The organism is Amycolatopsis sp. CA-128772 (assembly GCF_002904295.1).
GTDB lineage: Bacteria > Actinomycetota > Actinomycetes > Mycobacteriales > Pseudonocardiaceae > Amycolatopsis.
Genome location: NZ_PPHG01000031.1, coordinates 19135 through 36616, shown reverse-complemented (window position 1 = coordinate 36616; position 17482 = coordinate 19135). Strand labels below are relative to the sequence as shown.

Annotated in this window: 16 protein-coding genes; 8 read left to right on the top strand and 8 right to left on the bottom strand. The window is 71.9% G+C overall.

Translation table 11 applies throughout. The features are described 5' to 3' along the window. Position 1: 1 nt before the first annotated feature. Entirely contained in the window at positions 2 to 820 is an 819-nt protein-coding gene (locus tag C2L59_RS15025; RefSeq protein WP_103350123.1) for an SDR family NAD(P)-dependent oxidoreductase, read from the bottom strand. Between the two features lie 71 nt (positions 821 to 891). Between C2L59_RS15025 and C2L59_RS15020 the strand changes: the two genes are divergently transcribed. Next, positions 892 to 1800: a LysR family transcriptional regulator gene (locus C2L59_RS15020; protein WP_199199085.1), complete on the top strand. Its 909-nt coding sequence runs from the start codon at positions 892 to 894 to the stop codon at positions 1798 to 1800. 82 nt (positions 1801 to 1882) lie between these two features. Then, the gene (locus C2L59_RS15015) at positions 1883 to 2737 is read left to right on the top strand and encodes a sigma-70 family RNA polymerase sigma factor (RefSeq protein ID WP_103350121.1); all 855 of its coding nucleotides are present in this window, start codon (positions 1883 to 1885) and stop codon (positions 2735 to 2737) included. Here C2L59_RS15015 and C2L59_RS15010 read toward each other — a convergent pair. Together C2L59_RS15010 and C2L59_RS15005 are read right to left on the bottom strand one after the other, a co-directional pair. Beyond that, on the bottom strand, positions 2734 to 3360 hold the full coding sequence (locus tag C2L59_RS15010; protein WP_103350120.1) for a (2Fe-2S)-binding protein: 627 nt from the start codon (positions 3358 to 3360) through the stop codon (positions 2734 to 2736). The genes C2L59_RS15015 and C2L59_RS15010 overlap by 4 nt on opposite strands. Then, positions 3357 to 4208 carry a putative RNA methyltransferase gene (locus C2L59_RS15005; protein ID WP_370444744.1) on the bottom strand — a complete coding sequence of 284 codons (852 nt, stop codon included), beginning with the start codon at positions 4206 to 4208 and terminating at the stop codon, positions 3357 to 3359. The genes C2L59_RS15010 and C2L59_RS15005 overlap by 4 nt, the downstream gene beginning before the upstream one ends. 173 nt (positions 4209 to 4381) lie before the next feature. On the opposite strand from C2L59_RS15005, the gene C2L59_RS15000 reads away from it, so the two are divergent. The 4 genes from C2L59_RS15000 to C2L59_RS14985 all read left to right on the top strand — a co-directional run bounded on the left by C2L59_RS15000 (position 4382) and on the right by C2L59_RS14985 (position 10212). Next, the gene (locus C2L59_RS15000) at positions 4382 to 5770 is read left to right on the top strand and encodes an ammonium transporter (RefSeq protein WP_199199081.1); all 1389 of its coding nucleotides are present in this window, start codon (positions 4382 to 4384) and stop codon (positions 5768 to 5770) included. After that, on the top strand, positions 5767 to 6105 hold the full coding sequence (locus C2L59_RS14995) for a P-II family nitrogen regulator (RefSeq protein WP_103350118.1): 339 nt from the start codon (positions 5767 to 5769) through the stop codon (positions 6103 to 6105). Before C2L59_RS15000 ends, C2L59_RS14995 begins: the two co-directional genes overlap by 4 nt. A 10-nt stretch (positions 6106 to 6115) precedes the next feature. After that, the gene (locus C2L59_RS14990) at positions 6116 to 8428 is read left to right on the top strand and encodes a [protein-PII] uridylyltransferase (RefSeq protein WP_103350117.1); all 2313 of its coding nucleotides are present in this window, start codon (positions 6116 to 6118) and stop codon (positions 8426 to 8428) included. 89 nt (positions 8429 to 8517) lie between these two features. Continuing rightward, positions 8518 to 10212: a DUF262 domain-containing protein gene (locus C2L59_RS14985; RefSeq protein ID WP_103350116.1), complete on the top strand. Its 1695-nt coding sequence runs from the start codon at positions 8518 to 8520 to the stop codon at positions 10210 to 10212. Here the strand turns inward: C2L59_RS14985 and C2L59_RS14980 are convergent. The 3 genes from C2L59_RS14980 to C2L59_RS14970 form a co-directional block, all read right to left on the bottom strand. Further along, positions 10209 to 11513, bottom strand: a complete 1305-nt coding sequence (locus C2L59_RS14980) for a diguanylate cyclase (RefSeq protein WP_103350115.1) — start codon at positions 11511 to 11513, stop codon at positions 10209 to 10211. The two genes, C2L59_RS14985 and C2L59_RS14980, sit on opposite strands and share 4 nt — an antisense overlap. A 488-nt stretch (positions 11514 to 12001) precedes the next feature. Then, positions 12002 to 12754, bottom strand: a complete 753-nt coding sequence (locus C2L59_RS14975; protein ID WP_103350114.1) for a glucose 1-dehydrogenase — start codon at positions 12752 to 12754, stop codon at positions 12002 to 12004. Positions 12755 to 12777: 23 nt separating this feature from the next. Next, positions 12778 to 13362, bottom strand: a complete 585-nt coding sequence (locus C2L59_RS14970; RefSeq protein WP_103350113.1) for a TetR/AcrR family transcriptional regulator — start codon at positions 13360 to 13362, stop codon at positions 12778 to 12780. Between the two features lie 120 nt (positions 13363 to 13482). On the opposite strand from C2L59_RS14970, the gene C2L59_RS14965 reads away from it, so the two are divergent. Together C2L59_RS14965 and C2L59_RS14960 are read left to right on the top strand one after the other, a co-directional pair. Then, positions 13483 to 13845: a hypothetical protein gene (locus C2L59_RS14965; RefSeq protein ID WP_103350112.1), complete on the top strand. Its 363-nt coding sequence runs from the start codon at positions 13483 to 13485 to the stop codon at positions 13843 to 13845. Between the two features lie 53 nt (positions 13846 to 13898). After that, a complete protein-coding gene (locus C2L59_RS14960) occupies positions 13899 to 14774 on the top strand; it encodes a Ku protein (RefSeq protein WP_199199080.1) in 876 nt (291 codons plus the stop codon). Positions 14775 to 15095: 321 nt separating this feature from the next. Here C2L59_RS14960 and C2L59_RS14955 read toward each other — a convergent pair whose 3' ends face one another. Further along, on the bottom strand, positions 15096 to 15545 hold the full coding sequence (locus C2L59_RS14955) for a MarR family winged helix-turn-helix transcriptional regulator (protein ID WP_103350111.1): 450 nt from the start codon (positions 15543 to 15545) through the stop codon (positions 15096 to 15098). A 9-nt stretch (positions 15546 to 15554) separates the two neighbouring features. Then, entirely contained in the window at positions 15555 to 17333 is a 1779-nt protein-coding gene (locus C2L59_RS14950) for an ABC transporter ATP-binding protein (protein WP_103350110.1), read from the bottom strand. Positions 17334 to 17482 lie beyond the last annotated feature (149 nt).

The following is a 17482-nucleotide window of genomic DNA, read 5'->3' as shown; positions in this document are numbered from 1 at the left end:
GTCAGCTCCGCCACGGCAGCACGCGGCCGAACCGGACCAGTTCGCCGTAGGTGGCCGGGTCGACGTCGGCGAACACCAGGTCCAGCACCTTCCGCGCCGCCTCGTCCGGCGGCTGGGCCTGGCTGAAGTCGCTGAACCACGGCCGGGACGCCCGCGTGTCGACCAGGCCCGGGCAGACCGCCGCCACCAGGGTGCCGTTCGCGAGGTCGCCGTCCCGGCGTTCGGCCGCCACCGCGCGCACCGCCGCCACCTGGGCGACCTTGGACGGCACGTTGATCCAGTCCGGCCAGCCCGCCGCAGCGGCGGTGCCGTCGTGGATCGCCGCGCGCCAGTTCTCGACTGCCTTCTCGACGTCGTCCAGCGAGACGCCGTCGAAGCGCGGCCGCAGCGGCTCGGGCAGGTGGCCGAGGGTGCCCAGCGAGCTGGCGACGACCAGCAGCCGCCCGCCCGGGCGCAGGACCGGCCCGAACGACCGCAGCACCGCGTGCGTGCCGCTGTTGGCGACGTCGAGGAAGACGTCGGCCTGTTCGGCCTGCGGACGGTCCGGGTCGAGCGGCCCGATGGCGTTCGAGAGCACGATGTCGGCCGGCTCGGCGAAGCGGGCGACGGCGCTTGCGTCGGAGACGTCGAGGACGCGCCCTTCGACGCGGCTGCGCGTCGCCGGATCGGCGGCGACGCGGGCGGCGGCCGCGGCCACCCGGCCGGCGTCGCGGCCGGTGAGCAGGACGAGGTCTTCGGGGGCGAGGCGGGCCGCGAGCCCGCGGACGAGGGCGAAGCCGAGGCCCTGGTTGGCCCCGGTCACCACGGCGGTACGTGTCATACCGGCCACGCTAGATCCGCGGCAGCCATGCGAAAAGCGAGAATCCGGCAACCCTGGTATGCGTGAACGTCATGGACTTCGGCGACGTCTCCCTGGTGGCCCTGCGCGTGTTCCGCGAGGTCGCCGAACGCGGCACCCTGACCGCCGCCGCGACGGCGCTGGGCTACACGCAGTCCGCGGTGTCGCGGCAGATCGCGTCGCTCGAACGGGTGGCCCGCACACCGGTGCTGGACCGGCGGCCGGACGGTGTCCGGCTCACCGCCGCCGGCACCATCGTGCTGCGGCGCGCCGTCGCGGTGCTCGACGAGATCGACGCCGCCGGGCGCGAGCTGGCCGGGCTGCCCGCCGACGCCGGGACGGTGCGCCTCGGCTGGTACCCCAGCGCGGGCGCGGTGCTGGTGCCGCGCGTCGTCGCCGAGCTGCGCCGCACGCACCCGGCCGTCACCGTGGTCACCCGGGAGGGCACGACGCCGGTTCTGGTCCGGGCCCTGCGCGCGGGCACGGTCGACCTGGCCCTGCTCGGCTCGGTCCCGCCGTTCCGCCCGCCGGACGCCGAGACGCCGGCGCTGCGCCTGGAGACCCTGTCCGAGCGCAGCCTCCGCCTCGCCGTGCCCGCGAGCCACCCGCTGGCCGGCGCCGGCGAGGTCGACGTGGCGGACCTGCGCGGGCAGCGCTGGATCGCCGGGCCGTCGGCGGGGGAGACGACGTTGATGGGCGTGTGGCCGGGGCTCGACGAGCGGCCCGAGATCGCCCACACCGCCCGCGACTGGCTGGCGAAGCTGAACCTCGTCGCCGCCGGCTGCGGCCTCACCACGTTGCCGGCTTCGCTGGCCGAGGCCGTGCCGCCGGGAGTGCGCGTGCTGGAGGTCCGCGGCGGCCCGTCGGAGCGGCGGCGGGTGGTGCTCGCGCGCCTCCCGGGGCCGGTGTCCGAGCCCGCGGCCCTGCTCGCCGAGGTACTCCGCCGGACCGCCGGGGGATGACCGGGATCACACGCGTTCCGGGCACATCGGCGGCCGCCGCGGGGTCTACTGCTACGACGCACGGCGGAAGGAACAGGACACAGTGGACACGCTGACCGAGCGGTTCGAGCAGGAGCGGCCGCGGCTGCGCGCGGTCGCCTACCGGATGCTGGGTTCGGCGGCCGAAGCCGACGACGCCGTCCAGGAGGCGTGGCTGCGGTTCCACCGCACCGACGCGGCCGGGATCGACAACCTCCCCGCGTGGCTGACCACCGTGGTCGCCCGGATCTGCCTGTCCCTGCTGCGCACGCGGCGCAACCACCGCGAAGAGCCCTTGGACGGGCAGCCCGAGCCGGACGACGACCGCCGCGACCCCGGCCAGGAGGCGGAGCTGGCCGACACGGTCGGGCTGGCGCTGCTGGTCGTCCTCGACGCGCTGGGTCCGGCCGAGCGCGTCGCGTTCGTGCTGCACGACATGTTCGCGGTGCCGTTCGACGAGATCGCGCCGGTGATCGGCAAGACCCCGGCCGCGACCCGGCAGCTGGCGAGCCGCGCCCGCCGCCGGGTGAAGGGCGGCGAGGCGGCGGCCGCGGACCTGCCCCGGCGGCGCAAGGTCGTCGAAGCGTTCCTCGCGGCCTCCCGCGGCGGCGACTTCGAGGCGCTCCTGGCGCTGCTCGACCCGGACGTGGTGCTGCACGCCGACCGGTTCGCCGGCCCGAGCCCGGCGCCGATCGAGCTGCGCGGCGTCGAGAGCGTCCGCCGGGGCGCGATCCTGGCGTCCGAGCGGGCCCGCGCGAGCGAACTCGCCCTGGTCGACGGCGCCCCCGGCCTGCTCATGGTGCGCGAGGGCCGGTTGGCGGTGGTCCTGGCGTTCCAGGTCGACGGCGACCGCATCACGGGCATCGAGGTCATCGCCGACCCGGAGCGGCTCGCCGCGCTGGAGCTGGCGGTTCTCTAACCCAGGGCGGCGCGAAGGCGGGCTTCGCGCTCTTCGGGCGTCTGACGCGGGCAGCTCACGCACTTGGGGTTGCCGGCTTCGTAGATCAGGCAGCACGAAGCACGCCGTACCGCGGGCGTACGGCCGACGCGCACGAAGCGCGGCTTCGGCAGGCCCAGGTCGATCGCGGCGACCAGGGGCTCGGCGAGGGCCATTGCGCGTTCGGGATCGGGCGTCCAGAGCAGCCGGTTGCCGATCGAGTCCGTGGCGATGGCCCCGAGCGCGCGCTCCCGAGCCCCGCTGACGGCGGCGATGGTGGCGATCGCGGTCCCGAGGGCGCCGGTGAACGCGGCGCCGAGCGCGGGGAGGCCGCCGTCGAGCGGACGGGTGGACCGGGCACCGAGGAACCGCCCGTCGGCGACGAGGTCGAGCTCCATCGCGTCCAGCGACGGATCGACCGGCGTCCCGGCCACCAGGCCTTCGACCGCCGGGGCGACCAGGACCGACGACAGCGAGTACCACCAGATCGTCCCCAGCACCTCCGGCCGCGCGCAGCCGTACAGCTTCGCCGCGCCGCCGATGCGGGCCCGCACCCAGTCGTTGTCGGCGAGCCGGGACGCGGACACCGTCCAGTCCGGCTTCATCCCTTCCTCCGATACGACGAGACGGTGAACGACACCGTGACGACCTGGGGTTCGCTCAGCGCGTCCAGGCGCTCCCGGCGGCCGTCGCGGTCCAGGTGGAACCCGGCTGGTCCCATCTCGACGGCCTGGCGGATCTGCCGCGGCGTCAGCTCGACCTCGCGCCGGACTTCCGTGCGGTCCGTGCGCGTGAAGTACTCGCCCAGGGTGGCGTCGAGGCGCTCGTCCTTGCGCTCGTCGACGGCCAGGACCAGGTCGCCCAGCTCGCGGAGGTGGTCCGGGGCCGGCGCGGCGACCACGAGGAGGCCCCCGGGCCGCAGCACGCGGTGGAACTCCGGTCCGTTGCGCGGCGCGAAGACGTTCAGCACGACCGACGCCACACCGTCGCCCACCGGCCACGGCTCCCAGAGGTTCCACACCGCCGCGCCCAGCCGCGGGTGGGCCCGCGCCGCCCGCCGCAGCGCGACCGCCGAGACGTCGAGCGCGAGCCCGAACGCCTCCGACGTCTCCAGCACCCGCGCGAGGTAGTACCCCGTGCCCGCGCCCGCGTCGATCACCAGGCCGCCGGCTTCCGCGCAGACCCGGGCCAGCTCGTCCGCCAGTGGCTCGTACGCGCCCGACGCGAGGAAGCCCGCGCGCGCGGCGACCATTGGCGCGGTGTCCGCGGTCCCGGCCGGGATTCGCGCGTGCAACAGGTTCACGTAACCCTGGCGCGCTAGATCGAACGAGTGGCGGTTGCCGCAACGCAGCGTGCGTCCCGCTGCGCCGATCGGGTCGCCGCACACCGAACACCGCAGTGCGGCGACCACCGGGGGTGGCAGTGGGTCATTCCCGTGGTCGGCCGGTGTCATGGGGCTATTCGACCACGACGTTTCGCAACCGGACACCCGAGGCGGGGTCGGGGGAAACCTGGCCGTAACAACCGGGCGCGGACAGTTCACGCGGGCGAAACCTCGCGAGCCGCCCCGTGAAACACCGCGCGCCAAAACTGCCAACGCACGAACCCAGGGCACGGGAGGACGATGTGCTGAACGCAGGAGACACCGCGTGGGTATTGGCCAGCGCCGCGCTGGTCATGCTCATGACCCCAGGACTGGCGTTCTTCTATGGCGGCATGGTCCGCGCGAAGAGCGTCCTGAACATGCTGATGATGAACTTCATCGCGCTGGCCGTCGTGGGGGTGTTGTGGGCCCTGTACGGCTTCTCGATGTCCTTCGGCGACGACGCCTTCGGCGGTTTGCTCGGTAACTTCCACTTCGCCGGGCTGGAAAACACCTTCGGCAAGCTCGCCGGCTTCGCGGTCGCCGCCACCGACACCTCGCCAGCGGTCGCCTGGCCCGGCTCGGACGGCTTGCCCGTCCTCGCCTTCGTGATGTTCCAGCTGATGTTCGCGATCATCACGCCCGCGCTGATCTCCGGCGCCATCGCCGACCGCGCGAAGTTCTGGGGCTGGACGCTGTTCGTCGTCATCTGGGTGACGGTCGTGTACTTCCCGGTCGCGCACTGGGTGTTCTCGTTCAACGGCTTCATCGGCGAGAACGCCGTCGGCGGCTGGATCGCCAACAACCTGAAGGCGCTCGACTTCGCCGGCGGGACCGCGGTCCACATCAACGCCGGTGCCGCGGGTCTCGCTCTCGCCATCGTGCTCGGCAAGCGCAAGGGCTGGCCGAAGGACACCGGCCGGCCGCACAACGTGCCGTTCGTGCTCCTCGGTGCGTCGCTGCTGTGGTTCGGCTGGTACGGCTTCAACGCCGGTTCGGCGCTGGCCGCCAACGACCTCGCCGCCGTCGCGTTCACCAACACCACCGTCGCCACCGCCGCGGCCGTCCTCGGCTGGCTGGTCGTGGAGCAGCTCAAGTTCGGCAAGCCGACCACCCTCGGCGCGGCTTCCGGCGCGGTCGCCGGCCTGGTCGCCATCACCCCGGCCTGTGGTTTCGTGAGCCCGCTCGGGGCCATCGCGATCGGCCTCATCGCCGGTGCGGTCTGCGCACTGGCCATCTCGCTCAAGTTCAAGTTCGGCTTCGACGACTCGCTCGACGTCGTGGGCGTCCACCTGGTCGGCGGCATCGTCGGCACGCTGCTGATCGGCTTCTTCGGCACCACCAGCGTCAACTCGCTCGGTGCGGACGGCCTGTTCTACGGCGGCGGGTTCACCCAGCTGGGGCGTCAGGCGGCGGCCGCGGGCGCGGTGCTCGCGTACTCCTTCGTGCTGTCCTTCATCATCGGCTTCGTGATCAAGAAGGCCGGCGGCTTCCGCGTCAGCACCGAGGACGAGGTCAGCGGCATCGACGAAGCCCAGCACGCGGAAAGCGCGTACGACTTCACCGGGTCCGGCGGTGGCCTCGGCCACCCGACGACCATCCCGGTCAAGTCCGCCACCCCGGCCGCGAAACTCGAGGAGAGCAAGGCATGAAGCTCATCACGGCGATTGTCAAGCCGTTCACGCTCGACGACGTCCGCTCCGCGCTGGAGCAGCTGGGCGTGCTGGGCATGACGGTCAGCGAAGTTCAGGGCTACGGGCGGCAGAAGGGCCACACCGAGGTCTACCGCGGCGCCGAGTACTCGGTGGACTTCGTGGCCAAGCTGAAGATCGAGGTCGTCACCGACGACGCCAACGTGGAAAAGGTCCTCGACGCCATCACCACGGCCGCGCACACCGGCAAGATCGGTGACGGCAAGGTGTGGGTGACGCCGGTGGAGACGGTCATCCGGGTACGGACCGGCGAGCGCGGCACGGACGCCCTATAAGGCGTCTGGGATGGCCGACGGGGGCGAACTGGTCAAGGCCACCGAGCGCTTGCTCGAGGGCAGGCACGGGAGGCTGGGGGCGTCCGCACTGCGGGCGGCCCTGGTCGACCTCTACGAGTTCTGGCTGAGCAGGGGCGCCTCGGCGGCCGGTGTAGACACCGCGGAACCGGGTGTCGCGCTGGTCGCCGTGGGCGGGCTCGGCCGCCGGGAGCTGGTGCCGTTCTCCGATCTCGACCTGCTGCTGGTGCACAACGGCAACAGCGGCGTCGGCGAGATCGCGGACGCGCTCTGGTATCCCCTGTGGGACGCGAAAGTCGGGCTCGACCACTCGGTCCGCACACCGGGTGAAGCGCTGAAGGTCGCTTCGGAGGACCTGCGCGTGGCCATGGGCCTGCTCGACGCCCGGCACCTCGCCGGGGACGCCGAGCTGAGCGGCCGGCTGGTGTCCGCGGCGCGGGACCAGTGGCGCCGCACGGCGCGCAAGCAGATCCCGGACATGACGGCGTCGGTCCGGCAGCGCTGGGCCCGCAGCGGCGAAATCGCGCAGTCCGCCGAACCCGACCTCAAGCACGGGCGCGGCGGCCTGCGGGACTTCGCCGTCCTGGAAGCCCTCGCCGCGGCGCAGCTCACCGCGCGGCCGGGCGAGGAACTCCTGGAAGCCAAGGGACTCCTGCTCGACGTCCGCACCGAGCTGCGGCGCGAGATCCGGCGGGAACGGGACGTGCTGTCGGCGCCGGAGGCCGAGCTGGTCGCGGCCGAACTCGGCTTCGGCGACCGGTTCACGTTGGCCCGCAAGCTTTCCGGGGCCGGCCGCACGATCGCGTACGCGCTGGACGTCGCCCTGCGGTCCACTGTGGAGCCACCGCGGCCGCGCTTCGGGCGGCGGCCGTCGCGGACGCCGCTGGCGGAAAACGTGGTGCTGCACGGGAACGAGGTCGCGCTGGCCCGCGACGCGGTCCCGGCGAAGGACCCGGCCCTCCTGCTGCGGGTCGCGGCGGCGTCGGCGCGCACGGGCAAGCCGATCGCGCTCGGCACGCTCAAGGCGCTGGCCGAGTCGGCGCCGGAGCTGCGTGCCCCGTGGCCGGCCGAGGCGCTGAACGCGCTGGTCGAGCTGCTGGGCGCGGGCGAGGGCCTGGTCGACGCGGTGGAGTCGCTCGACCGGACCGGCCTGTGGTCCCGGCTGTTCCCCGAGTGGGGCGCGGTCCGCGATCTGCCGCCGCGGTCGCCGGTGCACCAGTGGACGGTCGACCGCCACCTGGTCCGCACCTGCGTCGAGGCGGCCAAGCTGACCACCACGGTGTCGCGCCCCGACCTGCTGCTGATCGGCGCGCTGCTGCACGACATCGGCAAGGGCCGCGACGCCGACCACTCGGAGCTGGGCGCCAAGATCTCCGCCCAGGTCGCGACCCGCCTGGGCCTCACCCCGGCCGACACGGCCACGGTGTCGGCGATGGTCCGCCACCACCTCCTCCTGGCGCACACGGCAACCCGCCGCGACATCAGCGAACCGGCCACGGTGGCGCGGGTGGTGAAGACCCTGGACAGCGACATCGTCCTGGTCGAGCTGCTGCACGCGCTGACCCAGGCGGATTCGCTGGCGACGGGCCCGGGCGTCTGGACGGACTGGAAGGCCCGCCTGCTGGCCGAGCTGGTGTCCGGGTGCGAAGAAGTCCTGCACGGCCGGGGTTTCACCGCCCCCACACCGATGGACGACGAACAGCGAGAGCTGGTCGCCGCGGCGGTGGCGTCGGGCACGGGCGAGATCCGGATCAGCTCGCACGGGAAGGTGGTGACGGTCCTGCTGGCGGTCCCGGCCCGCGCGGAGCTCCTCGCCCCGGCGGCGGGCGTGCTGGCCCTGAACTCCCTGGAGGTCCACTCGGCGGTCCTGCGCGGCCACGAGGGCGGCCGGGCGGGGTTGTTCACGGCGTCCCCGAAGTTCGGTTCCCTGCCGGACGCAACGCTGTTGCGCGAGCAGTTCGCCCGCGCGGTGGCGGGAACCCTGCCCCTGACCCAGCGCCTGGCGGCAAAGGAACGCGACTACGGCACCCCATCGGCCCCGGTGGCCCCGAAGGTGCTGTGGTTCGACGACGAAACATCAGGCCCGGACACGGTGGTCCTGGAGCTACGCGCAGCGGACCGAATCGGCTTGCTGTTCCGGGTGGCGGGAGCGTTGCGCAGGTGTGATGCGGAGGTCCGCTGGGCGAAGGCATCAACGCTCGGTGGAGCGGTGGTGGACTCGTTCGCGGTAACGCCCAGAAGCGGCCGCATCGAGCCGGGCTGGCGCCGCGAGGTGGAGCAGGCCGTCCTGGCCGCGGCTTCCTGAGGGCTTTGTTCGCAGCTGCGGGAGCCCGCAGCTGCGAACAATGCGGTAACTGGTGTAACAAGTGATCCTCTTCCTGCGAGTTCACTCGCATGGCCGGGACCAGAATCCAAGCAGCGGAGCACACCGTCGGCGAAATCTTCACCGACGCCTACCACTTCTCCATTCCCCGCTACCAGCGACCGTACGCGTGGACTACCGAGCAGGCGGGCGAGATGTTCGACGATCTGCTCGCCGCCTCCCGGGCCAAGGATTCGCTGACCGAAGCCGATCCCTACTTCCTCGGCAGCATCGTCCTGGTCAAGGACGAGAAGGAAGCCCACGCGGCGGTCATCGACGGGCAGCAGCGCCTCACCACCTTGACCGTGCTCCTCAGCGTTCTCCGCGAGTACGTCTCGCCGCGTTTCGCCGCGTCCCTCGAAGGCCGGATCTTCCAGGAGGGCGACCCGATCAAGGGGACCGCGGACCAGCCACGCCTTCGCCTGCGTGACCAGGACCAGGGCTTTTTCGAGAAGTACATCCAGGAACGCTCCGGCAACGAGTCGCTGCCGTCCTTGGTCGACGTGCGCCCCGACAGCCGCACGCGTCTGGTCGAGAACGCTGTGCTGCTCCAGAACCGGTTGAGCGAGCTCGGGGTCGAGGAGTGCCAGCGGCTGGTGTCGTTCATCGACCGGCACACCTACCTCGTCGTCGTGTCGACGGCCGACTTCGAGTCCGCCTACCGGATCTTCACGGTGCTCAACGAACGCGGCCTGGACCTCACGCACACCGACATCCTGAAGTCGGAGATCATCGGGGCGATCCCGGCCGCCGAGCAAGAGGCCTACACGAACAAGTGGGTGCAGGAGGAGAACGACCTCGGGCGCGACGACTTCGGCGACCTCTTCTCCCACATCCGCATGGTCTACGCGAAGACCAAAGCCCGCGAGTCGATCCTCAAGGAGTTCCGGGCCTCCGTGCTGCAGAAGGTTCCTGACGGCAAGAGGTTCGTCGACGACGTGCTCGTCCCCTTCTCGGATGCCTTCGAGGTGGTCACGCGGGCCGGCTACGCCGGGGGACCGGACGCCAAAGCGATCAACCGGCTGCTGGGCTGGCTGAACCAGCTGGGCAACACGGACTGGATCCCGCCGGCGATCAGCGCCTTCAGCCGTCCGACGGCCGACTCGGCGTCGCTGCTGCGGTTCCTGACCGACCTCGAGCGGCTCGCCGGCAGCATGCTCGTCCGCCGCGTGGACATCACCCGCCGGATCGAGCGCTACGGACGCGTGCTCGACTGGATGGAGAACGACCGCGATCTCTACTCGCCCGAGTCGCCGCTGCAACTGTCCGCCGCCGAGCAGGACGAGACTCTCGGCAAGCTGGACGCCGAGATCTACACGGTGCTTCGCGTCCGGCTCTACGTGCTGCAACGCCTGGACTCGGCGTTGTCGGACGGCGGGGCGAGCTACGACGACTACCCGTCGATCAGCGTCGAGCACGTCCTGCCGCAGAACCCGACCGCGGGCAGTGGGTGGACCACGGCGTTCACCGCGCAGGAGCGGGCCTACTGGGTGCATCGCCTGGCGAACCTGGTTCTGCTCTCGAAGCGGAAGAATTCCCAAGCGAGCAACCTCGAGTTCGAGGCGAAGAAGACCAAGTACTTCGAAAAGACCAGCTGGGCGCCGTTCGTGCTGACTTCCCAGGTGGCCGCGAGCGACGTCTGGACCCCCGCGGTGCTCGAGGAGCGGCAAGAGCTCCTGCTGAAGGTGCTCGGCGACCTCTGGCGGCTGGAACCGGCGGCTTCCTAGGCGGTCGCCGTGCCGTCGACCACCTGGTTGCGGCCCGCGTTCTTGGCTCGGTACAGGGCCTTGTCCGCGGCCTGCAGCAGGCGGTCGACGGCCGTTCCGCCGTCCGGGTAGGTCGCCACGCCGATCGAGGCCGACAGGTTCGCGATCACCCGGACCTCGGTGCCGTCCTCGTACTCGACCTTCAGGGCCTCGATCGCCGACCGGATGCGCTCGGCCACCGCCAGGACCGCCACCGGGCCGATGTCCGGGAGCAGGACCACGAACTCTTCGCCGCCGAAGCGGCCGACCGAGTCGTAGTCGCGGACCGCGCTCTTGATCGTCGCCGCGACCGCGCGCAGGACCGTGTCGCCCGCCAGGTGGCCGTGCTGGTCGTTGATCAGCTTGAAGTGGTCCAGGTCGATCATCAGGACGCCGAACGTGCTCCGGGTGCTGCGCTGCGCCCGGGCCAGCTCGCGCGAGGCGAGCAGGTGCCAGCCGGTCGTGTTGAACAGGCCGGTCTTCTCATCGGTCGTCGCGGCGATCTCCAGCTGCTTGATCAGCACCGCCCGGTGCAGCACCAGCAGCGGCGGCACGATCGCGACGGCCAGCGCGGGCAGCGTCGCCAGCGTCAGCGCCGTCAGCATGCCCAGGCAGAGCGTCGCGACCTCGAGGAGGTTGTCGCCGAGGCCGCCGAAGAACGCCTTGACCGAGCGGGTCGTGATGGTCAGCGCCGGGAGGATCGTGATCGCCGCGACCAGGAAGTACGTCCCGGCCGCGAGCGCGATCGCGGTGACGCCGCGCCAGCCGGCGGTCAGCGCGGCGGGCATGTCGCCGACCCCCAGCCGCGCGAGCACGAAGTCGGCCGAGTAGCAGGTGACGACGACCAGCGTGGCGTTCAGCGCGATCCGGAACGGCGGGACGCGCTTGATCCGCGCCAGGCTCCGGGTCCCGAGGTGCACGTACAGGACGACGACGAGCGCGGCCCCGAGCGCCGGCGGCAGGAGCAGGACCCCGGCGAACGTCCAGACCGACGTCAGGTTGATGTGCGGGGTGTCGGAAACCAGCCGCCGGACGCGCTCGACCTGCCGCCCCAGCTCGGCCTGCAGCACGCCGAGCCCGGCGAGCACGCCGAAGACGATCAGGTCCCAGCCCCGCACGGGCACCGCGACGGCGGTCCAGACGGTGGCGACGAGCGCGGCGGATTCGACGAGGAAGCAGTAGAAGACGAGTGACCGCCGCTGCCGCCAGAGCGTCCAGCGAGCAGGGTTCAGCGCCCCTCGGATCCGGGCCGGGTGGCGTTCGGCCGGACGGGCGCCGTCCATACTCAAGGCGGTGCAACTCCCCTGGGGGTGATCCGACGATCCACAACCACCCCACCACACCGGACGGCCGCGATCGATGATTGCCACACGTTCGGAGCAGTGAAGGGAGGCCGCCGCCATGCGCAACCGCGAGTCCTGAGGCCCCCGAGTCCCGAAGTCCGCGCGATCCGCCGGAGGGAGGCCGTCATGCGCAACCGCGAGTCCTGAGCCGCCGGAGCCCCCTTGTCCCCGCGTTCGAGAGGAGTGCCGTCGTGCGCAATCGCGAGTCCTGAGGCTGCCGCAAACCCCGCCATCACGCCCCGGAAGGAGATGCGCTGTGCGTAACCGCGAGTCCTGAACGAGTGCCCGCCGTGCCCTGCGTCCCGGAAGGAGAGCCACCGTGCGTAACCGCGAGTCCTGAGCCGCCGCCCCTCGTCACCGCGCCCGAAAGGAGAGCCGCCATGCGCAACCGTGAGTCGTGAAACGGTCCCCGCGTCCGGGTGGGCCGCTCAGGCGGTCGCGCCGCCGTCGACCACCAGGTCGTGCCCCACGGTGAACGCCGCCTCGTCCGAAGCCAGCCACAGCACCGCGGCGGCCACTTCGGCCGTGGCGCCCACCCGGCCCAGCGGGATCGCGTCCTTCAGCCGCGCGGCGCGGTCCGCGTCCGTCTCGCCGGGGCGGCGGGACATGTCCGTGTCGGTCGCCCCCGGGCTGACCGCGTTGATGCGGACGCCGTCGCCGATGTGGTCGCGCGCCGCCGTCCTGGTCAGCGCGCTCACCGCGGCCTTCGACGCCGCGTAGGCCGCCAGGTTCGGCAGCCTGCCGTGCGCGCCGATGTTCGACGCCATGTTGACGATCGCGCCGCCGCCGTGCGCCCGCATGTGCGCGACCTCGTGCTTCAGGCACAGCCACGTCCCGGTGACGTTCGTGTCCAGCACCGCGCCGAAGTCGTCCTCGCCGAGGTCCGCGACCGGCGCCGGCGACCCGAGGATGCCCGCGTTGTTGAACGCGACGTCGAGCCCGCCGTGCCGCGCGACGACCGTCTCCACCATCCGCGCCACGCTCGCGGAGCCGGTCACGTCGACGGTCACCGCGCTCGCGTCGCCGCCGATCTCCCGCACCGCCGACTCGAGCCGCCGCTCGTCGCGCCCCGCGACGACCACCGTCGCGCCTTCGGCCGCGAACGCCCGCGCCGTCGCCCGTCCGATTCCCGAGCCGCCGCCCGTCACCAGGACGACCTTGCCCGCGAAACGTGCCCCCATCGTGTACCTTCTTTCTGGTCCGATCAGTCTTGAATAAGCCGCATGGCCTGCGAGACGGCCGCGTGCACCCGGCCCGCCGCGTCGACGCCCTTGCCCAGGACGCGCAGGCCCTGCAGCACGGTCAGCAGGAACCGCGCCAGCGTTGCCGGCTCGCTGCCGTGGCGTAGTTCGCCCTGGGCTCGCGCGCGTTCCAGCGCCATGGTCAGCGCGACCTCGAGGGTGTCCCAGCTGCGTTCCACCAGCCGGGCGACGTCGGGATCGCGGGGGAGCAGCTCGATCGCCGCGTTGACGACGAAGCAGCCCATCCTCGCCTCGTCGCCGAGGATTTCCCCGACGTAGCCGTCGAAGAGCCGGCGCACCGCGGCCACGCCCGAACCCGGCTCCGACAACTGCGCCATCACCCGCGCGTCGGCCTGTTCGGCGTAGCGCTTCAACGCTGTGACGTACAGGTCGTGCTTCGTGCCGAAGGTCGCGTACAGGCTGGCCTTGGCGACGCCGAGGTGCGCGACGAGGTCGCTGACCGACGTCGCCTCGTAACCCTGGCGCCGGAAGAGCGTGAGTGCCCCCTCGCAGGCTTCGCCGACGTCGAACTCCTTGACCCGCGACATGATCGAAACCCTAGCGCTATCGAGAACGCTCGGTCAAATATGTGAGTGGCGGTGTGTCGGATCCGGTGACGGCGCGTGCGGTGGCACTATGGCTGCTTTCGCCGGCCCGAGAGGTGATCGATGCAAGATCGGCTGACGCTGCCGCCGACGGTTGTCGCCACCCACCTGCGCACCTGCGCCGAGGAACTCGCCGCCGGCCTGCGGTGCGGCGGCCCGGGCGCCACGACCGGCGAACTCACCGACGTCGTCGCCCAGCTGGTGGCCGGCCAGGAGGCCATCTCCCACGCGCTCGCCGGCCTCGCCGCCCGCGTCGAAGGTGGTTCGGCCGCGCTCGCCGCGGCCCCGCCGCTGGACGTCGAAGTGGTCACCGAGGTGCTCCGCGCGGCGGCCATCGCCTCCCGCTGCTCCGCGGAGGCGCTCGACGAGGTCACGCCGTCGTTCGAATGTGTGAGCGAGGCCGTCGCGCCTGACACCCGTTTGTAGCTGTCGATCCGCGCGGGTGGCTGTCTAGCCTGGGAGCTGCGGAGGTGGTTCGCATGCGTGCGGTGTGGACGGGCACGATCGGGTTCGGCAGCTACGCCGTTCCGGTGAAGGCGTACAGCGCCACCGAAGAGCGCGAGCTCCCGCTGCACCAGGTGCACGAAGCCGACGGCGGCCGCGTCCGGGTCAAGCGGGTCTGCGAGGTCGACGGCGCCGAAGTGCCGCCCGAAGAGATGGTCCGCGGCTACCCGGTCCCCGGCGGCGACGTCGTCCTGCTGTCCGACCACGAACTGGCGTCGCTCCCGATGCCGGGCCGCACGATCGCCATCCGCGGGTTCGCCCCGCTCGCCGACGTCGATCCGATCTGGTTCGCGAAGAGCTACTACCTCGAACCCGAGCCGGCGGGCACGAAGCCGTACGTGCTGTTCAGCGAGGCCCTCCAGCAGTCGGGCCGGCTCGCGCTGGTCACGGTCGCGCTGCGCCGCCGCGAGACGCTCGGCGCCCTGCGCGTGCGCGACCAGGTCATCGTGCTCGAGACCATGCGGTGGCCGGACGAGGTGCGCGAGCCCGACTTCCCCTTCCGGCACGCCGACGTCGACATCCGCCCCGGCGAGCTGCGGCGCGCGGTGAACCTGGTCGGGGAGCTGACGGGCGAATTCGACCCCGGCCGCTACCCCGACCGTTACCGCGAAGCTTTCCAGGCGTTGGTCCAGGCGAAGATCGACGGGGCCGAGGTCGTCCAGCCGACGGCCGCCGAGCAGACCGAGGGAGTAACCCGCCTGCTCGCGGCGTTGCAAGAGAGCGCCGCCGAAGCGGAGGGCGCGCGCAACGAGGCCGTCGCAAAGGCCAAGGCTGCCGCGTCCAGGGCGGCGAAGGCACGTGCGACGGCAAAGCGCGCGGCGACGCGCAGGGGCATGAAGACGTCCGGCTGAGTATTACTACCCACGGGTAATTGAGGGTTCTCACACTCAACTCGCCGCTCTCCGCGCGGCAGACTTTGTCCTGCCGGCGGGTACCGGACCACCGGCCAGGAGGGAAGTCCGGACGGCCCCTGGGGAGGTGAGCCGTCCGGGCACCAGGGTTCCGGGGCGGGCCGGAGGAGGAGCGGCCCGTTCCGGAACCCGACCCACACCGCGGGGAGGCGGTGGGGGCAAGGGGGTGTCCGAAGGCTGCCGTGGAGGGATCGAGGGGTCTCCACGGCAGCTTTCAGGCGTCCGCACGCCGGCCGCGGCCGGCGCCCCGAGCCGAGCGCCTCAGGCGTCCGCGACCCGGATCAGCAGGTCCGCAGCCAGCCGCAGCAGCTGCCGTTCGGTCGGCGACAACGTCGACTCCAGCGCGTTGGCCAGCCACCGTTCGCGTTGGTAGCTGTACCGGCGCAGGACGGCCAGGCCCTCCTCGGAGAGGCTGATCCGCGAACGGCGCCCGTCTTCGGGATCCGGCTCCCGATCGACGAGCCCGCGGATGGTGAGCGACGTCAGGATCCGGGTGAGCGACTGCGGCTGCAGCCGTTCCGCCTCGGCCAGCTCGGTCGGCGTCTGCGTGCCCGCCCGGTAGAGCCGGCTCAGCACCGCGAGCACCGCCGGCCCCGGGTTGCCCTGGTCCGCCTCGCCGCGCATCCGCCAGTTCAGCCGTCCGACGCCTTCGCGCACCCGCCGGGCCAGGTCGGCGAGTTCGGCGTCCGCGTGGAGGGTGTCAGGCTGCATGGCCCCAGGTTAAGGGGTTCCCCGCACCAGCCGGGCATAACGCCCGCCGCGCGTCAGCAGCTCGTCGTGTGTTCCTCGTTCGGCGATCCTCCCTTCGTCCAGCACCACGATCTGGTCCGCGTGTTCCACAGTGGACAGCCGGTGCGCGATCGTCAGCGTCGTGCGGCCCGCGGCGAGGCGGTCGAGCTCGGCCTGCACCGAACGTTCGGTGCGGGTGTCGAGCGCGCTGGTCGCCTCGTCGAGGATGAGCACCGGCGGGTTGCGCAGCAGGATCCGGGCGATCGCCATCCGCTGCTTCTCGCCGCCGGAGAACCGGTAGCCGCGCTGGCCGACGACCGTGTCGTACCCCTCGGGCAGACCGGCCAGGGTGTCGTGGATGTGCGCGGCCTTCGCCGCCCGCTCGATCTCGTCGTCCGTCGCGTCCGGCTTGGCGAAACGCAGGTTCTCCCGCACGGTGTCGTGGAAGAGGTAGGTCTCCTGCGACACCAGCCCCACGCCGGCTGCGAGCGACGCCAGGGTGACGTCCCGGACGTCGGTGCCGTCGATCGTCACCGAACCACTGCTCACCTCGTACAACCGCGCGACCAGGTAGGCGAGCGTCGTCTTGCCCGAGCCAGTGGAGCCGACCAGGGCCGTCGTGGTCCCGGCCGGCACGTCGAGGTCGATCTCGTGCAGCGTCGGCGGCCCGCCTTCGTCGTAGCTGAACGAGACGCCGCGCATCGAGACGTCGCCGCGGCGCACCTCCAGCTCACGGGCACCCGGCTTGTCCGCGATCTCCACCGGCAGGTCCAGCACCTCGAAGATGCGGCCGAACAGCGCCTTCGACGTCGCCACGTTCTGCCCGATCGTCTGCATCGCGCTCGCCGGCGCGACCAGCCGGTTGAGCATGCTGGTGAACGCCACGACGGTGCCGAGCGAGATCGGCGACGCCCCGCCCGCCAGCGCCAGCCCGGCGATCCAGTAGACCAGCGCCGGGATGACGGTCAGGCTCATCGCCCGCGACGCCCGGTGCCAGCGGCCCGCCAGCGCCGCGTCCCGCTCCAGCGACGCGATTTCCCGCGACTCCGCCCCGAACCGCTCGCGCATCGCCCGCTCGTTGCCCATCGTCTTGGCGAGCAGCACCCCGGTGACCGACAGGGACTCCTCGACCATCGTCGTCAGCCGGGCCATCCGGCGGGTCCGGCCGCGGGCCAGCTGCCGCCGTTTCCGGCCCAGCCGCAGGGTGAACAGCAGGAACAGCGGCACGACGACCAGGGAGAGCGCCGCGAGTTGCCAGTCGAGCAGGACCAGCGCGGTGGCGATGGCGATCGTCGTGGTCGCGTTCTGCACCATCGACCCGGCGGTCGTGGTGATCACGTTGTCGACCCCGCCGATGTCGTTGAACACCCGCGAAAGCACTTCGCCGCTCTTCGTCCGCGTGAAGAAGCCGAGCGACATCCGCTGCAGGTGGCCGTAGACGGAGACGCGCAGCTCGTTCATGACCCGTTGCCCGATGGTGTTGGACAGCCCGGTGGTGGCGACGCCGAAGGAGCCGCTGCCGACCGAGCAGACGATCATCCCGGCCGCCAGCAGGCTGATCAGCAGCGTGTCGCGGTGCGGAAGAGCGTCGTCGAGGATCTCGCGCAGCAGGAACGGCGAGACGACGCCGAGGCCCGCCTGCACGACGATCAGCGCGAACAGCGCGCCGAGCGGCCCGCGGTGCGGGCGGAACAAGCCGGCAATCCGCCGGAGCGGCACCGGCTCGTCGGCGTCGGTGGCCGGTTCGCGCAGGACGGGGACTGAGGTCATGCACCTATGTTTACTAAAATACGGTCGCAGCGCCACCAAATTCGGCAGCACCACACGAAAGTGGTTCGAACAGTAGTTAACGTAGGCGTACTACCGGGTGCGTACCCGCGGAGAGACCGAGCCGGAGCGACTACTCTCGTCAGAGCCGG